An 18,493-nucleotide genomic window follows, 5' to 3' on the forward strand; every position below is an offset into this window, starting at 1 on the left:
CCGGGAGGCGGGGGAGGGGGGTTCCAACCGCTCAAGGTGCTTCCTTTTCGCGTGACGGGACGGCGAGGCGGCTCGGCGGGGTGCTCGCCGGTGCCGATTCTCGCGCACGGACCGGAGTCCAGGGGCCGGTCCACCCCCGGCGTCCCCGTAGAATCGTCAGCCGTGACACAGCCCAGCACTGAGCGCGGCCAGGGGGCCGCCGACGTCGACCTGCCCACCCAGTACCGTCCGGCCGATGTCGAGGGCCGGCTCTACGAGCGCTGGGTATCGGCGGGGCTGTTCACCGCCGACCCGCTGCGCGCGCCGGAGCGCCCCGCGTACTCGATCGTGATCCCGCCGCCGAACGTCACCGGTTCGCTGCACATGGGGCACGCCCTCGACCACTCCATCCAGGACGCCCTCGTCCGGCGCCGCCGCATGCAGGGCCACGAGACCGTGTGGGTCCCGGGCATGGACCACGCCGGCATCGCCACCCAGAACGTCGTGGAGCGCGAACTGGCCAAGGAGGGCCGCTCCCGGCACGACCTCGGCCGCGAGGCGTTCGTCGAGCGGGTGTGGAAGTGGAAGGCCGAGTCCGGCGGCCGGATCCTCGGCCAGATGCGCCGCCTCGGCGACAGCGTCGACTGGACGCGCGAGGCGTTCACGATGGACGACGACCGCGCCCGCGCCGTCCGGACGATCTTCAAGCGGCTGTTCGACGACGGCCTCATCTACCGCGCCGAGCGCATCATCAACTGGTGCCCGCGCTGCCTGACGGCCCTGTCCGACATCGAGGTCGAGCACGAGGAGGTCGACGGCGAGCTGGTCTCGATCCGGTACGGGTCCGGCGAGGACGAACTGGTCGTCGCGACCACCCGCGCCGAGACGATGCTCGGCGACACCGCCGTGGCCGTCCACCCCGGCGACGAGCGGTACCGGCACATGGTCGGGCGGGAGATCGAGCTCCCGCTGACCGGCCGCCGCATCCCGGTCGTCGCCGACGAGCACGTCGACCCCGAGTTCGGGACGGGCGCGGTCAAGGTGACGCCCGCGCACGACCCCAACGACTTCGAGATCGGCCGCCGCCACGACCTGCCGTCGATGTCCGTCATGGACGAGCGCGGCGTCGTCACCGCGACCGGCCCGTTCGAGGGCCTCGACCGGTTCGAGGCGCGCCCGGCGGTCGTGGCCGCGCTGCGCGAGCAGGGCCGCATCGTCGAGGAGATCCGCCCCTACAAGCACTCGGTCGGGCACTGCCAGCGCTGCTCCACGGTCGTCGAGCCGCGCGTGTCGCTGCAGTGGTTCGTGAAGGTGGAGTCGCTCGCGCGCGCCGCCGGCGACGCCGTCCGCGACGGCCGCGTCACGATCCACCCGCCGGAGATGGCGTCCCGCTACTTCGAGTGGGTCGACAACATGCACGACTGGTGCATCAGCCGGCAGCTGTGGTGGGGGCACCGCATCCCGGTCTGGTACGGGCCGGACGGGAACGTCGTCTGCCCCGGGCCCGACGAGGAGCCGCCCGCCGGCTGGACGCAGGACACCGACGTCCTCGACACCTGGTTCTCCTCGGCGCTGTGGCCGTTCTCCACGCTCGGCTGGCCGGACAAGACGCCCGAGCTGGAGCGGTTCTACCCGACGTCCGTGCTGGTGACCGGGTACGACATCCTGTTCTTCTGGGTCGCCCGCATGATGATGTTCGGGCTGTACGCGATGGACGGCGTCCAGCCGTTCGGCACCATCGCCCTGCACGGGATGGTCCGCGACCAGTACGGCAAGAAGATGTCCAAGTCGTTCGGGAACGTCATCGACCCCCTCGACTGGGTCGACGCCTACGGCGCCGACGCGACCCGCTTCACCCTGCTGCGCGGCGCGAACCCGGGCGGCGACGTCCCGGTGGCCGAGCAGTGGGCGCAGGGCTCGCGCAACTTCTGCAACAAGCTGTGGAACGCGACGCGGTTCGCGCTCATCAACGGCGCGCACGTCCGCGGCGACATGCCCGCCGAGGTGACGACCGTCGACGCGTGGATCCTGTCGCGCCTCCAGTCGGTCATCGCCGAGGTCGACGAGCAGCTGGAGAACTACGACTTCGCGAAGGCGTGCGAGGTGCTCTACCACTTCGCGTGGGACGAGGTCTGCGACTGGTACGTGGAGCTCGCCAAGGTGCAGCTCGCCGACGAGCGGGCCGGGGCGACGCGGCGCGTCCTGGGCGAGGTCCTCGACAAGCTGCTGCGGCTGCTGCACCCGGTGATCCCGTTCGTCACCGAGGAGCTGTGGACGTCCCTGACCGGCGGCGAGACGGTCCTCACCGCGCCGTGGCCGGCCGCCGAGCCCGCCCGCGCCGACCGGGACGCCGAGGCCGTCGTCGAGTCGCTGCAGCGGCTCGTCACCGAGGTCCGCCGGTTCCGCGCCGACCAGGGCCTCAAGCCGGGCCAGAAGGTCGCGGCGGAGCTGGAGTGGGGCGGCTCGCCGCTCGCGGCGCACGAGGAGGGCGTCCGCGCGCTGCTGCGCCTCACCGCGCCCGGCGACGGCTTCTCCGCCACCGCGTCGCTGCCGGTGGAGGACGTCGCGGTGCGGCTCGACACCGCCGGCGCGATCGACGTCGCCGCCGAGCGCAAGCGGCTGGAGAAGGACCTCGCCGCCGCGCGCAAGGAGGTCGACCAGGCCAACCGCAAGCTCGGCAACGAGGCGTTCATGGCGAAGGCCCCCGAGGCGGTCGTCGCGAAGAACCGCGACCGGCTCGCGCAGGCGGAGGCCGACATCGCCCGGCTGGAGTCGCAGCTGGCCGCGCTGCCCGCGGGCTGACGCGGGCCGTCCCGCCCCCGGCAGGTCACGAGCGCGTGAACGGTCGGCGCGGCGGGCGCCGCGCCGTTACGATCCGGTTGAGCCCACGGCCTTTTGGCGGTACTTGAACCATCGGGAGTGCAATGGCCGAATCACCCCAGCCCGGCGCGCCGGAGTCCTCGTCCGGCGAGGGCCCGGACGCGGCGCGGGCCATCGAGGACGGGGCCGCGCCGGTGGCGGCCGCCTCGGCGCCCTGGGGCAGGGCGCGCCCGTGGTGGTCGCTCGACCCCGGTGAGGGGACGGGCCCGCTCCCGTCGCTGGGCGGCACGGGCGGGCATCCGATGGTGGGCGGCACGGGCGGGCACCCCATGGTGGGCGGCTCGGGCGCGCATCCCGTCATCGGGTCGGGAGCCCACCCGGTGGTCGGCTCGGGGGCCCACCCCGTGATCGGCACGGGCGGGCATCCCATGGTCGGTACGGGGCCGCTGCCGATGGCCCCCGGTGGCGCACCCGCCGGGGCGCGCAAGCGGCGCGTCCCCAGGCTGCTGCTGGTCGCCGGCGTCGCGGCGGCCGCGGCGATCGCCCTCATGGCGGGGGCGCTGGCGTTCCGGACGGGCGGCGGCGACGCCAAGGACGCCCGCACGACGGCCCTCCCCGCGTCCAAGAAGGTGATCGACGCGGGCCCGGTCGCGGGCGGCCTGCACAAGGACCGCCTGACGTCGCCGCAGGCGAGCGCCGCGTACCCGTTCATCGCGGGCGCCGTCGAGGCGGGCGGCGTGCCGGTCGCCAAGCGCGGCGCCGCCGTCTACGGCGAGGAGCCGGTGCGCAAGCTGAACGTGCTGTTCATGGGCGGCACGGGTCCGGTCGGCGACCCGGCCGACTTCCTGCAGAAGGTGCAGCCCACCACGTTCATCGCGGGCCAGGACGCCGAGGCCGGCAAGGGCGCGAAGGCGGTCTGCGGCACCTTCGCCGTCCTGGCCGAGACCCACACGTACTGCGCATGGGCCACCAGGGACTCCTACGGCATCGTGGCGTCCAACCGTCCGACGCTGAACCCGCAGTTCCCGCTGATGGCGGACGTGATGCGCCGGATCAGGAAGGACGTGGAGCGGCCGAAGTGACGAACAGCCGCTCGGTGTCGGCGCCGACCACGTCCAGGACGCGCCCGGTGAAGTAGACGGTGCCGAGCACGACCACCCGGTGCCCGAGCGTCGCCAGGGACTCGGGCGTGATGGCGTCCGCGTCGACGACGTCCCAGCCGGGCGGCAGCGGACGGGTGAAGCGCAGGTGCGGCAGCGGCAGCCGGACGAACGTCACGGGCAGCGCGCCGAGTTCGGCGACGGCCCCGTCCACGTCCTTGTGGTCGGGCAGGCAGACGACGGCGTGGTCGACCGTCCCCCAGGCGTCCCGCGCGGCGGCGAGGGCGGCGGCGACGCCGGTGCGGTCGATGGCGGAGTCGACGAGCAGCCGGGTCGCGGACCCGGGCACGTCGTGCCGGGACGACCGGCCGGGCAGCACGACCGACGACATCACCTCCCGCAGCGTCCCGGCCGGGGGCTCGGCCACGCCCGGCACGCGGCGGGCGGCGGCCACGCCGAGTTCGGCGCCCACCCGGCCCAGCCGGGCGGGGAGCAGGCGGTCGGGCAGGCCGCTGCCGCCGGGTCCGACGACCTCGACGCCGTCCAGCACCTCGGTGACCGGCGGCGACTGCGGTGCCGACAGCACGACCGTCCCCGGCCCCGCCACCCCGAGCTTCTCCCGCGCGATCTCCGCCTCGGTGTCGCCGAGCACGCCGGCGTGTTCGAGGAAGACCGGGGTGATCGCGGCGACGTCCGGCGGGAAGAGGGCGACCTCGTCCGATCGTCCGCCCATTCCGGCCTCGAGGACGAGCACGTCCGCGCCGACCCGCCGCGCGTGCAGGAGGCCCGCGAGCAGGAAAAGGCCGGACGGCGACAGATAACCGTCCGAGGGCGGTGGAAGCGTGCCGATCGCCTCGTCGAGAGCGTCCGCCGCAGAAGCGAGTTCCGTTTCCGAAACGGCGCGTCCGCCGATCCTGATCCGGTCGCGGTTCGTGCGCAGGCCGGGGCTCGTGACGGTGCAGACGCGACGTCCGGCGGCGGCGAGAAAGGCCGACGCGTAGGTCGCCGTCGTGCCCTTCCCCTTGGATCCCACAACGGTCAGAACGGGCGCGTCCGGGGAGAGGACCCCCAGGGCGTCCGCGAGCGCGCGGGCCCGCCCGACATCGCGCGTCTCGCCCGGCGCCCGGTGCTCCCACTCCCGGAAGAACACGTCCATACCTCCAGTGTGGGGCCGGACGGAGCGTTGCGCGCCGCCGAGTAGGCTCTGTGACCGTGAGTCAGCGAACCGAGCCGGCCGACTACCGGGCGACCGTCGGCGCGATCATGGCCCGCGGCGTCGAGTGGGAGATCGACCCCACCCTCGACCGGATCCGCGACCTGGTCGACGTCCTGGGCGAGCCGCACCGCGCGTACCCGGTGATCCACATCGCCGGGACGAACGGCAAGTCCAGTACCGCCCGCCTCGTCGAGGCGCTGCTGCGCGAGCGCGGGCTGCGCACCGGCCTGTACACCAGCCCCGAGCTGACCACGCTGCGCGAGCGCATCGCGATCGACGGGGAGCCGATCAGCGAGGAGCGGTTCGTCGAGACCTTCGACGACGTCCTGCCCTACGTCGAGCTGGTCGACGGCAAGCACGCGGGGCGGCTGTCGTTCTTCGAGGTCCTCACGGCGATGGCCTTCGCGGCCTTCGCCGACGCCCCGGTCGACGTCGCGGTGGTCGAGACGGGCATGGGCGGCACCTGGGACGCGACCAACGTCGCGGACGGCGTCGTCGCCGTGATCACCCCCATCGGGCTGGACCACACCCGCTACCTCGGCGACACGCTGGAGGAGATCGCCGGCGAGAAGGCCGGGATCATCAAGACCGGCGCGATCGCCGTCCTGGCGCAGCAGCCGGTCGAGGCCGCCGAGGTGCTGCTGCGCCGGGTCGTGGAGATCGGCGCCACGGCGGCGCGCGAGGGCATCGAGTACGGCGTCCTCGGCCGGGACGTCGCTGTCGGCGGCCAGCAGCTGCGCCTGCAGGGCCTGCACGGCGTCTACGACGAGATCTACCTGCCGCTGTTCGGCGAGCACCAGGCGGGCAACGCCGCGACGGCCCTCGCCGCCGTGGAGGCGTTCGCCTCCGGCGCGCCGACCGGGGGAGAGACCAATCTGGAGGCCGCGACGCGCATCGCGGCCGGCGAGTCCTACCTCGGCGGCAGCGAGGGCCAGCTCGACCCGGCGCTGGTGCGCGCCGGGTTCGCCGGGTCCGCCTCGCCGGGGCGGCTGGAGGTCGCGCGGACGGGCCCGACCGTCCTGCTGGACGCCTCGCACAACCCGGCCGGGATGGCGGCGACCGTCGCCACGATCACCGAGTCGTTCGGCTTCACCCGGCTCGCCGGGGTGCTCGCGATCGCCGCCGACAAGGACGTCGCGGGCGTCCTCGACCAGCTCGAACCCGTGCTGGCGGAGCTGGTGGTGACCCGCAACTCCTCGCCGCGCTCGATGCCGCCCGAGGAGCTGGCCGAGCTCGCCGAGGGCATCTTCGGCGCCGACCGCGTCCATGTCGCCGAGCGGCTGGACGACGCGATCGACCGGGCGATCGGCATCGCCGAGGAGACCGGCGAGTACCGGGGCGCCGGCGTGCTGATCACCGGCTCGGTGGTCACGGCCGGGGACGCCCGCACCCTGCTGCGCGTGGAAGAGGGCCGCTCATGAGCACACCCGCCGCCGGCAATCCGGCCCGCCGGCTGTTCGCCACGGTGCTGGCCTGCGAGGCCATCGTGATCGGGCTGGCGATCCCGGTCGCCGTGGCGGTGCTGGACGTGGACGGCGCCACCGCGGGCGGGGTCTGCGGGTCGCTGGCGCTCGGCTGCCTGGTCCTGGCCGGGCTGCTGCGCCGCCCCTGGGCGATCCCGGCCGGCACCGTGCTGCAGGTGCTCATCATCGCGACCGGGTTCATGGTGCCGGCCATGTTCTTCCTCGGTGCCGTTTTCGGTGCGCTTTGGGGGACGGCCATTTGGCTCGGACGCAAGGCGGCGGCCGCGCAGCCGCGCTAAGTTCGGCGGGACGGCAGCCACTCATCCCGCCGAATGCCGCGAATTCCAATAATCGCCTCAATTTGGACATCCTTCGTCTTTGGGAAATAGCGTCCGGCGGATGACGACCCTCCGAAGGAGCAGGCCGTGTCCACCAGCGCAGCGTCCTCCAGCGCGATATCGGGCAGCTCGGCGTCCGCCGCCGGTGCGGCCGAGCGCCCCGGCACCGGGGAGGCGGCCGGGCGGCGCCTCGCGGCGCTCGGCGCGCTGCTGCTGACCGGCACCGCGGTGCCGACCGCCGTGCTGACCGTGCCGGACGCCGCCGTCAACGTCGTCCCCGCCGCCGCGGACGCCCTCGGCCTCGGCGACTCCGGCGCCGCCGGGCTGCTGCGCGCCACCGGCCTGTCGCTGCCCGCCCTCCTGCTCGCCGTGCCCCCCGGCGCCGCGGCGGCCCGCCGGTTCCCCGCCTGGACGGTCCTCGCCGCGGGCCTGGCCCTGCTCCTCGCCGGCCTGGGCGCCGCCCGCCTCGCCGACTCCGTGGCCCTCGCCGGGACGGTCCGGGTGGTCCAGGGCGCGGGCGCCGGCATCGTCCTGCCCGCCTCCCTCGTCCTCGTCCGGGAGCGCGGCGACCGCGCCCTGACCGCCGCCTGGGCGGGCGTGCTCGCGGGCATGCTCGTCCTGGCGGTGCCGCTGGCGCTGAGGGCCGTCCCCCCGCCGGCCGCCGGCGCGGACACCCCCGACTGGCGCGCCGCGCTCGCGCCCTGCCCGTGGCTCGCGGTCGCCGCCGCCGGCGCGGCCCTCGCCCGCCCGCTGCTGCGCGGCCGCGCCCCCTGGGCGCTCCCGGCGGCCCGGCGCAGCGAGCGGGGCCAACTCCTGCTCCCGCTCCTGCCGGTGGCGGGCTTCGCGTTCCTCGCCGTCGTCGCCGCCGGCGCCTGGTCGCCCGGCGCGCGGCTCCTCGTCGCGGGCCTCGCGGTGCCCGCCCTGATCGGCCTCGCCGTCACCGGCGGCCGGGACGCCCCGGCGGGCAGCCCGCACGGCTGCGCCCTCGTCATGATCGCCGTCGGCCTGCTCACCTACCCGGTCGCCGGACCGCTCGCCGGGCTCGCCGCCACCGCCCACGCGCGCGGCGCGGGCCCGCCGCTCCTCCCGTTCGCGGTGGCCGCGGCCGCCGCCGTGGCGGGCGCGCTCGCCGCCACCCGCGCGCCCGCCCGCGGGACGGTCCGCACCGGGCTCGTGCTCATGGTCCCGGCGCTGCCGCTCGGCCTCACCGCCGACCCCGGCGACCCGTGGACGCTGCTCGCACCGCTCGCCCCCCTCGGCGCGGGCGCCGGGCTGGCCCTCGCCGCCTCGCTGCGGGACGCCGAGCCCGGCGCCGCGCTGTTCGGCCTGACGCTGTGCTTCCCCGCCGTGCTGACCGGGCAGCTCGCCGTCCTGTCGCTGCAGGCGGCGCGGCTGCGCCGGGCGCGTCCGGTGACCGAGGCGCAGCAGGTCCACGCCCTGCTGGCGGGCTTTCAGAGCTGGCTCGTCGTCGCCGGAATGGTCGCCGTACTGCTCGCCGCCGCCGCGGCGGCCCTGGGCGCCGGGCGCCGTAATGCCACTTCCGGGGCGCGGGCCGGGTAGTATTCGCGCGCTTACCGAAACCGAAATTCCGCAAGGAGAACCACCCGTGTCCGAGCGCACTCTTGTCCTGGTCAAGCCCGACGGCGTCCGACGCGGCGTCGTCGGCGAGGTCGTCTCCCGGATCGAGCGCAAGGGCCTGACGCTCGTCGCGCTGGAACTCCGCACGCTCGCCCGCGAGACCGCCGAGGCCCACTACGAGGAGCACTCCAGCAAGCCGTTCTTCGGCGAGCTGGTCGAGTTCATCACCGGCGGCCCGCTCGTCGCCATGGTCGTCGAGGGCCCCCGCGCCATCGAGGCGTTCCGGTCCCTGGCCGGCGCCACCGACCCGGTCAGCGCCGCCCCCGGCACCATCCGCGGCGACTTCGCGCTGGAGATCGGCGAGAACATCGTGCACGGCTCCGACTCCACCTACTCCGCCGAGCGCGAGATCAAGCTGTTCTTCCCCGAACTGGGCTGAGCCGCCTGCGGGGGGCGACTTCCGAGCGCGGGCCGGATCTTCCGGCCCGCGTCTTCTTTAGCGAAAACCGAGCTGGTCAGGACGCGTTTTTTCCGCGACGCGCGGCGGCGGGGTGACTGCCCGCGGACGGGGGCGCACGTTACGATGGACGCGCCGCTATACACGCCCGTCAATCATGAAGGGCTCCCTTTCTTCATGGGTAACAAGCTGTCGTTTCTTGGCCGTGACATGGCCGTCGATCTTGGTACCGCCAACACACTGGTGTACGTGCGCGGGCGTGGCATCGTCCTGAACGAACCATCCGTGGTGGCGATCAATACCAACACCGGGAAGATCGTCGCGGTCGGCATCGAGGCGAAACGGATGATCGGCCGGACGCCCGGCAACATCGTCGCCGTCCGACCGCTCAAGGACGGGGTCATCGCCGACTTCGACGTCACCGAGCGGATGCTCCGCTACTTCATCCAGAAGGTCCACAAGCGCCGCCACTTCGCCAAGCCGCGGATCGTGGTCGCCGTGCCGAGCGGGATCACCGGAGTGGAGCAGCGCGCGGTGAAGGAGGCCGGCTACCAGGCCGGCGCCCGCCGCGTCTACATCATCGAGGAGCCGATGGCCGCCGCCATCGGCGCCGGGCTGCCCGTCTACGAGCCGACCGGCAACATGGTCGTCGACATAGGGGGCGGCACCACCGAGGTCGCCATCATCTCCCTCGGCGGCATCGTCACCAGCCAGTCGGTCCGCGTCGGCGGCGACGAGCTGGACCAGGCGGTCATCTCCTTCTCCAAGAAGGAATACTCCCTGATGCTCGGGGAACGGACCGCCGAGGAGATCAAGATGGCCATCGGTTCGGCCTATCCCGGCGGCGACGAGGAGCCGCACGCCGAGATCCGGGGCCGCGACCTCGTGAGCGGGCTGCCGAAGACCGTCGTGATCTCCGCCGAGGAGGTGCGGCGGGCGATCGAGGAACCGGTCAACGCCGTGGTGGACGCGGTGAAGACCACGCTGGACAAGTGCCCGCCCGAGCTGTCGGGCGACATCATGGACCGCGGGATCGCGCTCACCGGCGGCGGTGCGCTGCTGAAGAACCTCGACGAACGGCTCCGCGAGGAGACCGGGATGCCCATCCACCTGGTGGACAACCCGCTCGACTCGGTGGTGCTCGGCACCGGCAAGTGCGTCGAGGACTTCGAGTCGCTGCGCCAGGTCCTCGTACCGGAGCCGCGGCACTAGACCCGACGTGGTCCGCCGGGGGCGCGGCGGGTCGTCCCTCCTCGTGGGAGGCACTGGTCGGCGCCGGGCTCCCGGCGTACTCAGGAAACCGGAGGTCGGTGCGTGAAGGACACCCGGCGCACCCGCATGGTGCTCGGCGGGCTGCTCGTCGTGGCGCTCACGATGATCACCGTGGACTACCGCGGCGGCGCGAGCTCGCCGCTGCGCGGGCTGCGCGACGTCGGCGCGACCGTGTTCGGCCCCGTCGAGCGCGCGTCGGCGTCGGTGGTGCGGCCGGTGGGCAACGCCTTCGACGCGATCACCGACGCGCCCGGCGAGCGGCGCCGCGCCGACCGGCTCGCCCGGCAGAACCAGCGGCTGCGCGAGGAGCTGCGCTCCGCGCGGCTCGACAAGGACAAGGCCGCGCAGCTGGACCGGCTGCTCGGCACCGCCGGGATGGGCGGCTACAAGATCCGCGCCGCGCAGGTGATCTCCGCGGGGCAGGGCTTCGAGGACACCGTCACGATCGACGTCGGCAGCCGCAGCGGCATCAAGGCCGACATGACGGTGATCAGCGCGGCCGGGCTGGTCGGCCGCGTCACCCGGGTCGGGCCCGCGACCTCGACCGTGCTGCTCGCCACCGACCAGACCTCCTCCATCGGCTCCCGGCTGGAGGCGTCCAAGGAGATCGGGATCGTGGAGGGCCGCGGGCGCCGCGGCCTCGGCGGGGGCGGCGACACGCCGCTGCGCTTCCAGCTGCTGGACGCCGCCGCGCCGATCAAGGTCGGGCAGCGGATCGTGACGCTCGGCTCGCAGGGGCAGCGCCCGTACGTGCCCGGCGTCCCGATCGGCGAGGTCGCGCGGGTCGAGAAGGCGACCGGCGGGCTGACCCGCACCGCCTACGTCCGGCCGTTCGTGCGGTTCACCAGCCTGGACGTCGTCGGCGTCGTGGTCGCCCCGCCGAAGAACGACCCGCGGGACGCGGTGCTGCCGCCGAAGCCGAAACCGGCGCCGACGCCGACGCCGAGCCCGAGCAAGAGCCCGAAGGCCCGCGAGAGCGCGGACGCGCGGCCGAGCGGCTCCACGAGCCCGTCCACAGAACCGAGCGCGGGGGACTGACGTGCTGAATCCGCCCGAGGCATCACCGGCCGGCCGCACCGCGGTGGCCGCGGTGGTGATCGTCGTGACGCTGATCCTGCAGGTGTCGGTGGCCAACCGGCTGCCGCTGCCCGGCGGCGTGCAGCCCGACCTGGTCCTGCTGGCGGTCGTCGCGCTGGCGCTGGTCGCGGGGTCGATGACCGGCATGGTCACCGGGTTCCTCGCCGGCCTCGCCGCCGACATCATCCCGCCCGCCGACCACACCCTCGGCCGGTACGCGCTCGTCTACTGCCTCATCGGCTTCCTGTGCGGCGCCGCCGCCGCCGAGATGGACCGCCAGTCCGTCGTGCCGTTCTTCGCCGTCGCCGCCGGCGCCCTCGCCGGGACCGTGCTGTACGCGGCGACCGGGATGATCCTCGGCGACCCGCGCGCCGACTGGGGGACCGTGTCGCGGATGGTGCCGCTGCAGGTCCTCTACGACATCATCGCCAGCCCGTTCGTCGTGTGGGCGGTGCTGCGCGCCACCCGCCGGTACGACAGCGGCGAACGGGCGCGGGGCGACGGGCTCGCGGTGCCCGCCGCCCGCTACCGCGCGATGTCGGGGCGGAGCGGAAGCCTGTGAACCCCCGGACCCACTTCCGGCTCGTCGTCCTCTACGTCCTCGTCGCGGCGCTGCTGCTCGTCCTCGTCGGGCGCATGTGGACGCTCCAGGTCCTGGAGGGCACCCACTACCAGGAGATCGCCGCCCAGAACCGCACCCGCGACATCGTCGTCCCGGCCGTCCGCGGCATGATCCTCGACGACCGGGGCGTGCCCCTCGTCCGCAACCGCAGCGCGCTCGTCGTGTCGGTCGACCGGACCACGCTGTCCCGGCAGGAGGACGGCGGCGAGGCCGTGCTGAAGCGGCTCGCGAGCGTCCTCGGGACGACCTACGACGACATCTCCAAGCGGATCCGGCTGTGCAGCCCGACCGTGAAGCGGCCGTGCTGGCCCGGCTCCCCGTACCAGCCGATCCCCGTCGAGGACCACGTCGACCCCAAGCGCGCCCTTCAGATCATGGAGCGGCGGGAGGACTTCCCCGGCGTCACCGCGCAACTCCAGGCCGTCCGCGACTACCCGGAGCCGGACGGCGCGAGCGCCGCGCAGGTCCTCGGCTACCTGCAGCCCGTCACCCAGGAGGAACTGGACGAGCGCAAGGGCCTGCAGGTCACCGGGTACAGCGGCGTCGACCTCGTCGGGCGGGCCGGCCTGGAGGCGCAGTACGACCGCGCGCTGCGCGGCGAGCCCGGGTTCCGCCGGGTCCTCGTCGACAGCCAGGGGCGCGTCACCGGCACCGCCGAGGAGAAGCAGCCGACGTCCGGCGACCACCTCGTCACGAGCATCGACGCGGGCGTGCAGGGCGCGGCGGAGAAGGCGCTCAAGCACGCGATCGACAACGCCCGCAAGGGGGGCAAGCCGGCCGACGCCGGCGCCGCGGTCGTGATGGACGTCCGCACCGGCCGCATGGTCGCGATGGCCAGCTACCCGACCTACGACCCGTCCATCTGGACCGGCGGCATCTCCCAGGACAAGTACGACCAGCTGCTCGGCAAGAAGAACGGCGAGCCGCTGACCTCCCGCGTCACCCAGGGCCAGTTCGCACCGGGCTCCACCTTCAAGATCTCCTCGGTGGCCGCCGCGGTGAAGGACGGCAACAGCCTGAAGGGCATCTATCCGTGCCCCGGCTCCTACAACGTCGGGAGCCGGGCGTTCAGCAACGCCGGAGGCGCGTCGTACGGGCCGATGACGCTGCACACGGCCCTCGTGAAGTCCTGCGACACGGTCTTCTACAGGTTCGCCTACCTGGAGTGGAAGGCCGACGGCGGGATGCACCCGAAGAAGAACCCGTCCGACCCGATGATCAAGATGGCCCGCGAGTACGGGTTCGGGACCAAGACGGGCATCGACCTCCCCAGCGAGAGCTCCGGCCGCATCCCCGACCGGGAGTGGAAGCAGAACTACTGGGAGGCCACCAAGGCGGCCAACTGCAAGGGCGCCAAGGAGGGCTACCCGGACGTCGCCAAGACCGACCCCGCGCGGGCCGCGTACCTGAAGGCGGTCGCGACGGAGAACTGCACCGAGGGCTACGTGTGGCGCCCCGGTGACGCCGCCAACTTCTCGGTCGGGCAGGGCAACGTCCTGGTGACGCCCCTGCAGCTCGTCCGCGCGTACGCGGCGGTCGCCAACGGCGGCAAGCTGTTCACGCCGCGGCTCGGGGTCGCGATCGTCCGGCCGGACGGCACCGTCGTCCGCCGGATCGAGCCCCCCAAGCCGGAGAAGCTGCCGGTCGACCCGAAGGTGCTGAAGTACATCCGGGACGCCCTCGGCCAGGTGACCAAGGAGGGCACCGCGGGAGGCGCGTTCTCCGGGTTCGACTTCAAGCGCGTCGACGTCGGCGGCAAGACCGGCACCGCGGAGGTCTTCGGCAAGCAGGACACCTCCTGGTTCGCCTCGTTCGGCCCGGTGAAGGACCCGCGCTTCGCGGTCGTCGCGATGGTCTCGCAGGGCGGCTTCGGCGCCTCGACGGCGGCGCCGGCCGTCCGCGAGATCTGGGAGTCCATGTACGGGACGAAGGACAAGAAGCCCATCCTGCAGAACGGCGCGCTGCCGTCGGAGCTGCCGAAGATGCCGGGCCAGGGAGCCGCGCCGTGATCACCGGAACCGGCGTGGGGCCGGTCGAGGGGTACGGCGCGCGGCGGACGTGGCAGAGCCGGCTCGCCGGGCTGCGGCGGCTCGACTGGCCGCTGTTCGTGGCCGTGCTGGCGCTGTCGCTGATCGGCGCGCTGCTGGTGCGCTCGGCCACCTTCCACCTGCTCACCGAGCAGGGCCAGGACCCGGAGAGCATGCTCAAGCGGCACGTACTGAACCTGCTGATCGGGTTCGTGCTCGGCGGCGTGGTCACCGTCCTCGACTACCGGCTGCTGCGCGCCTACGTCCCCATCCTGTACGGGCTGGCGTGCGTCGGCCTGCTCGCGGTGCTGACGCCGCTCGGCGAGACGATCAACGGGTCGCACTCGTGGATCGTGATCGGCGGCGGGTTCCAGGTGCAGCCCTCGGAGTTCGCCAAGGTCGGGCTCGTGGTGCTGCTCGCGATGATCCTCGGCGAGCCCCGGGACGGGGAGATCGGGCCGGGCCGCCGCGACGTGCTGCTCGCGCTCGTCCTCGCCGGTGTGCCCGGCGTGCTGATCATGCTGCAGCCCGACCTCGGCACCACGCTGGTGTTCATCGCGGTCGTGCTCGGCATGCTCGCGATCTCCGGCGCGCAGAAGCGCTGGCTCGTCGGCCTCGTCGGCGGCGGGGTGATCGCGTGCGCCGCCGTCTGGTTCTTCGGCCTGCTGAAGGAGTACCAGGTCGACCGGTTCATCGCGTTCCTGCACCCGGAGGCCGACCCGCGCGGCGCCGGCTACAACGCCCAGCAGGCGCGCATCGCGGTCGGGTCCGGCGGGGTGTTCGGCAAGGGGCTGTTCAACGGCGAGCAGACCGGCGGCCACTTCGTCCCCGAGCAGCAGACCGACTTCATCTTCACGGTCGCGGGGGAGGAGCTCGGCTTCGTCGGCGGCGTGGTCATCGTGGCGCTGCTCGGCGTGGTGCTGTGGCGCGGGCTGCGGATCGCCACCCAGGCCGCCGACCTGTTCGGCTCGCTCGTCGCGACCGGCGTCGTGTGCTGGCTCGGGTTCCAGGCGTTCGAGAACATCGGCATGACGATCGGGATCATGCCGATCACCGGGCTGCCGCTGCCGTTCATCTCCTACGGCGGCTCCGCCACCTTCGCCAACATGATCGCCTTCGGCCTGCTGCAGGCCGTCCACGTACGCCGTCGCGCGTTCGATTAGCGCGCCGGGGCGGCGGTAGGCTGGAACTTCATCCCATGTCCCCGGTACGGAGGATTCGTCATGCCGGTCGAGTCGATCTTCCCGCGCCTGGAGCCGCTGCTCCCGAGCGTGCAGAAGCCGATTCAGTACGTTGGCGGCGAGCTGAACTCGCAGATCAAGGACTGGGACGAGACCGACGTCCGATGGGCGCTGATGTACCCGGACGCCTACGAGGTCGGCCAGCCGAACCAGGGCGTCCAGATCCTCTACGAGATCCTCAACGAGCGCGACGGCGTCCTCGCCGAGCGGACCTACACGGTCTGGCCCGACCTCGAGGCCGTCATGCGCGAGCACGGCATCCCGCAGTTCACCGTGGACGCGCACCGCCCGGTCGGCGCGTTCGACGTGCTCGGCGTGTCGTTCTCCACCGAGCTCGGCTACACCAACATGCTCACGGCGCTCGACCTCGCCGGCATCCCGCTGGACGCCGCCGAACGCACCGGCGACCACCCCATCGTGATCGCCGGCGGGCACGCCGCGTTCAACCCCGAGCCGATCGCCGACTTCATCGACGCGGCCGTCCTCGGCGACGGCGAGGAGATCGTGCTCGCCATCACCGAGGTGATCCGCGAGTGGAAGGCCGAGGGGGAGCCCGGCGGCCGAGACGAGCTGCTCATGCGGCTCGCGGCGTCCGGCGGCGTGTACGTGCCCCGCTTCTACGACGTCACCTACCTGCCGGACGGCCGGATCCAGCGGGTCGCGCCGAACCGTCCGGGCGTCCCGTGGCGGGTCGACAAGCACACCGTCATGGACCTCGACCAGTGGCCCTACCCGAAGAAGCCCCTGGTCCCGCTCGCCGAGACCGTGCACGAGCGGTTCAGCGTGGAGATCTTCCGCGGCTGCACCCGCGGCTGCCGGTTCTGCCAGGCCGGGATGATCACCCGTCCGGTCCGGGAGCGCTCGATCACCACGATCGGCGCGATGGTCGACCAGGGCCTCAAGGAGTCGGGCTTCCAGGAGGTCGGCCTCCTCAGCCTCTCCAGCGCCGACCACAGCGAGATCGGCGACGTCGCCAAGGGCCTCGCCGACCGCTACGAGGGCACCAACACCTCGCTCTCCCTCCCGTCCACCCGCGTGGACGCCTTCAACATCACGCTCGCCAACGAGTTCTCCCGCGGCGGCCGCCGCTCCGGCCTCACGTTCGCCCCCGAGGGCGGCTCCGAGCGGATGCGCAAGGTGATCAACAAGATGGTCACCGAGGACGACCTGATCCGCACCGTCTCCACCGCCTACGAGAACGGCTGGCGCCAGGTCAAGCTCTACTTCATGTGCGGCCTGCCCACCGAGGAGGACGAGGACGTCCTCGCGATCGCCGGCATGGCCAAGCGCGTCATCCAGGCGGGCCGCGAGGCCACCGGCCGCAAGGACATCCGCTGCACGGTCTCCATCGGCGGGTTCGTGCCCAAGCCGCACACCCCCTTCCAGTGGGCCGCGCAGTGCGACCACGAGACCGTCGACCGCCGCCTGCACGCCCTCAAGGACCTGCTGCGCGGCGACAAGGAGTACGGCCGCGCGATCGGCCTGCGCTACCACGACGGCCAGCCGTCCATCATCGAGGGCATGCTGTCGCGCGGCGACCGCCGCGTCGGCAAGGTCATCCGCGCCGTCTGGGAGGACGGCGGCCGCTTCGACGGCTGGAGCGAGCACTTCTCCTACGAGCGCTGGACGTCCTGCGCCGAGCAGGCCCTGGCCGGTGAGCCCGTCGACCTGGCCTGGTACACCACCCGGGAACGCGACGAGGTCGAAGTCCTCCCCTGGGACCACCTGGACGCCGGCCTCGACCGCGAATGGCTCTGGCAGGACTGGCAGGACGCCATCGACGAGACCGAGGTCGAAGACTGCCGCTGGACCCCCTGCTACGACTGCGGCGTCTGCCCCACCATGGGCACCGAGATCCAGATAGGCCCCACCGGCAAGAAGCTCCTCCCCCTCTCCGTCGTCTGACGACCCGCGCGGGGGGCCGGGTGTCCGGAAGCGGTTGCCGGAAGACCCTGGACTGGGGGCGTTCCGGGCTTAGGGCACCCGTGCTTGGCCGAATCGGGCTCGGGGACCCGTACTCTATAGGGAGACCTAGTTTTTCGACTCGACGCGAGTAGGAAGGACCAGAACCCTGGCACCCATGCCGGAGGGTCCGGCGCCGGCCCCCGTGACCCAGCGACTGCGCGTCCGCTACGCCAAGCGGGGCAGGCTGCGGTTCACGAGCCACCGCGACATTTCCCGGGCCGTGGAACGCGCCGTCAGGCGCGCCGGGATCCCTGTCGCGTTCAGCGGCGGATTCACCCCCCACCCGAAGATCTCGTACGCGGGTGCGGCGGCGACAGGGGTGGCCAGTGAGGCCGAATACCTCGAGATCGGGCTGACCGAGACCCGCGACCCTGCGCGGGTGCGGGCCGATCTGGACGCGGCCCTGCCCCCCGGGCTCGACATCGTCGATGTCGTGCCGGTCCGGGCGGGACGCGGCGACGCGGCGGCGAAGCCGAGCGCGTTCGCCGATCGGCTCGAGGCGTCCGAATGGCGGATCAGGCTGGACGGCGTGTCGGACGACGACGCCGCCGCGGCCGTGGCCGCCTTCATGGACGCCGAGCACATCGAGGTGGAACGCCTCACGAAGAAGGGACGGCGCCGTTTCGACGTGCGCGCCGCCGTGTCCGCGTGTGAGCTGGACCGGCGCGCCGCCGAGGCGGCGGATGCCCCTTGTGCGATACTTCGAATGGTTGTTCGGCATTCCACACCGGCCGTACGACCCGACGACATCCTCACCGGACTGCGCCAGGTCGCCGACCTCGCGCCGCCGTCACCGCCGCTGGTGACCAGGCTGGCGCAGGGGCCCCTCGACGCGGACACCGGTGGTCTCGCGGATCCCCTGGATCCCGACCGGGAGATCGGCCTGCCGTCCGGCGACGACGCCGGGACGGCGCGCGGCCCTGTACGGCCGCGGCCCGGGGACGCCGCGAGCGCGGATGCCGTCAGCGCCTGACCGGGGGACCGAAGCCGTGGGAGCACGGAACCGGTCCCGCAGGGTACGGCCGGCGCACCCCCGACGACTTCGTCGGCATGACCGGACCACCGTCCGGGCGTGCCGACGCCGATGACACGAGGTGCTCCCGTGCGGCGCACCGCACCGATCCGCCCCCGGGCGGAACGGGCGGACGCGCCCGGGAGCCTGACGGGAGATTGCCCGGATGCTTGAGAACGAAGCCGATTCGGCCACGGCCGAAGGCACCGACAACGAGACGAACGATGGCGCGGGCACCGAGGAGGCCCGCAACGGCGTGACCACGCGGCCGCGGCGGGCCAGCCGGCCCGCCGGTCCGCCGCCCGAGGTGGAGGAGCCCCCCGCCC

Annotated in this window: 14 protein-coding genes; 13 read left to right on the top strand and 1 reads right to left on the bottom strand. The window is 73.2% G+C overall.

Going from position 1 to position 18,493, the window contains the following annotated elements; all coding sequences use genetic code 11:
• The first annotated feature begins 162 nt into the window (after positions 1-162).
• Positions 163-2,781 carry a valine--tRNA ligase gene (locus E1284_RS27070; protein WP_131942966.1) on the top strand — a complete coding sequence of 873 codons (2,619 nt, stop codon included), beginning with the start codon at positions 163-165 and terminating at the stop codon, positions 2,779-2,781.
• Positions 2,782-2,903: 122 nt separating this feature from the next.
• Positions 2,904-3,881 (top strand): hypothetical protein, encoded by a 978-nt coding sequence (locus E1284_RS27075; protein WP_131942967.1) that lies wholly within the window; start codon positions 2,904-2,906, stop codon positions 3,879-3,881.
• On the opposite strand, the gene E1284_RS27080 is transcribed toward E1284_RS27075, so the two are convergent.
• Complete coding sequence (locus E1284_RS27080; RefSeq protein WP_131942968.1) at positions 3,853-5,055, bottom strand: folylpolyglutamate synthase/dihydrofolate synthase family protein; 1,203 nt, start codon at positions 5,053-5,055, stop codon at positions 3,853-3,855. The genes E1284_RS27075 and E1284_RS27080 overlap by 29 nt on opposite strands.
• A gap of 107 nt (positions 5,056-5,162) precedes the next feature.
• Between E1284_RS27080 and E1284_RS27085 the strand changes: the two genes are divergently transcribed.
• The 11 genes from E1284_RS27085 to E1284_RS27135 all read left to right on the top strand — a co-directional run bounded on the left by E1284_RS27085 (position 5,163) and on the right by E1284_RS27135 (position 18,128).
• Entirely contained in the window at positions 5,163-6,536 is a 1,374-nt protein-coding gene (locus tag E1284_RS27085) for a bifunctional folylpolyglutamate synthase/dihydrofolate synthase (RefSeq protein WP_131942977.1), read from the top strand.
• A complete protein-coding gene (locus tag E1284_RS27090; RefSeq protein ID WP_131942969.1) occupies positions 6,533-6,877 on the top strand; it encodes a DUF4233 domain-containing protein in 345 nt (114 codons plus the stop codon). The genes E1284_RS27085 and E1284_RS27090 overlap by 4 nt, the downstream gene beginning before the upstream one ends.
• Positions 6,878-7,003: 126 nt before the next feature.
• Complete coding sequence (locus tag E1284_RS27095) at positions 7,004-8,476, top strand: hypothetical protein (protein WP_131942970.1); 1,473 nt, start codon at positions 7,004-7,006, stop codon at positions 8,474-8,476.
• 46 nt (positions 8,477-8,522) lie between these two features.
• Complete coding sequence (ndk, locus tag E1284_RS27100) at positions 8,523-8,933, top strand: nucleoside-diphosphate kinase (protein ID WP_131942971.1); 411 nt, start codon at positions 8,523-8,525, stop codon at positions 8,931-8,933.
• A 195-nt stretch (positions 8,934-9,128) separates the two neighbouring features.
• The gene (locus E1284_RS27105) at positions 9,129-10,163 is read left to right on the top strand and encodes a rod shape-determining protein (RefSeq protein ID WP_067794123.1); all 1,035 of its coding nucleotides are present in this window, start codon (positions 9,129-9,131) and stop codon (positions 10,161-10,163) included.
• A gap of 102 nt (positions 10,164-10,265) precedes the next feature.
• The gene (gene mreC / locus E1284_RS27110; protein ID WP_131942972.1) at positions 10,266-11,261 is read left to right on the top strand and encodes a rod shape-determining protein MreC; all 996 of its coding nucleotides are present in this window, start codon (positions 10,266-10,268) and stop codon (positions 11,259-11,261) included.
• 1 nt (position 11,262) lies between these two features.
• On the top strand, positions 11,263-11,862 hold the full coding sequence (mreD, locus tag E1284_RS27115; protein WP_131942973.1) for a rod shape-determining protein MreD: 600 nt from the start codon (positions 11,263-11,265) through the stop codon (positions 11,860-11,862).
• On the top strand, positions 11,859-13,931 hold the full coding sequence (gene mrdA, locus E1284_RS27120; RefSeq protein WP_131942974.1) for a penicillin-binding protein 2: 2,073 nt from the start codon (positions 11,859-11,861) through the stop codon (positions 13,929-13,931). The genes mreD and mrdA overlap by 4 nt, the downstream gene beginning before the upstream one ends.
• Positions 13,928-15,112: a rod shape-determining protein RodA gene (rodA, locus tag E1284_RS27125; RefSeq protein ID WP_243714767.1), complete on the top strand. Its 1,185-nt coding sequence runs from the start codon at positions 13,928-13,930 to the stop codon at positions 15,110-15,112. Before mrdA ends, rodA begins: the two co-directional genes overlap by 4 nt.
• Before the next feature lie 60 nt (positions 15,113-15,172).
• Positions 15,173-17,095, top strand: coding sequence for a TIGR03960 family B12-binding radical SAM protein (locus E1284_RS27130; RefSeq protein ID WP_131942975.1), 1,923 nt, complete (start codon positions 15,173-15,175; stop codon positions 17,093-17,095).
• A 175-nt stretch (positions 17,096-17,270) separates the two neighbouring features.
• On the top strand, positions 17,271-18,128 hold the full coding sequence (locus tag E1284_RS27135) for a TIGR03936 family radical SAM-associated protein (protein WP_131942976.1): 858 nt from the start codon (positions 17,271-17,273) through the stop codon (positions 18,126-18,128).
• Positions 18,129-18,493: the final 365 nt, after the last annotated feature.

It is taken from the genome of Actinomadura bangladeshensis (genome assembly GCF_004348335.1).
Lineage (GTDB): Bacteria > Actinomycetota > Actinomycetes > Streptosporangiales > Streptosporangiaceae > Spirillospora > Spirillospora bangladeshensis.

Bases quoted from the DNA above. Each gene is read 5' to 3' on its own strand.
- E1284_RS27075 (WP_131942967.1), top strand. From the start codon at position 2,904: ATGGCCGAATCACCCCAGCCCGGCGCGCCGGAGTCCTCGTCCGGCGAG.
- E1284_RS27080 (WP_131942968.1), bottom strand. From the start codon at position 5,055: ATGGACGTGTTCTTCCGGGAGTGGGAGCACCGGGCGCCGGGCGAGACG.
- E1284_RS27085 (WP_131942977.1), top strand. From the start codon at position 5,163: ATGGCCCGCGGCGTCGAGTGGGAGATCGACCCCACCCTCGACCGGATC.
- E1284_RS27090 (WP_131942969.1), top strand. From the start codon at position 6,533: ATGAGCACACCCGCCGCCGGCAATCCGGCCCGCCGGCTGTTCGCCACG.
- E1284_RS27105 (WP_067794123.1), top strand. From the start codon at position 9,129: ATGGGTAACAAGCTGTCGTTTCTTGGCCGTGACATGGCCGTCGATCTT.
- E1284_RS27130 (WP_131942975.1), top strand. From the start codon at position 15,173: ATGCCGGTCGAGTCGATCTTCCCGCGCCTGGAGCCGCTGCTCCCGAGC.
- E1284_RS27135 (WP_131942976.1), top strand. From the start codon at position 17,271: ATGCCGGAGGGTCCGGCGCCGGCCCCCGTGACCCAGCGACTGCGCGTC.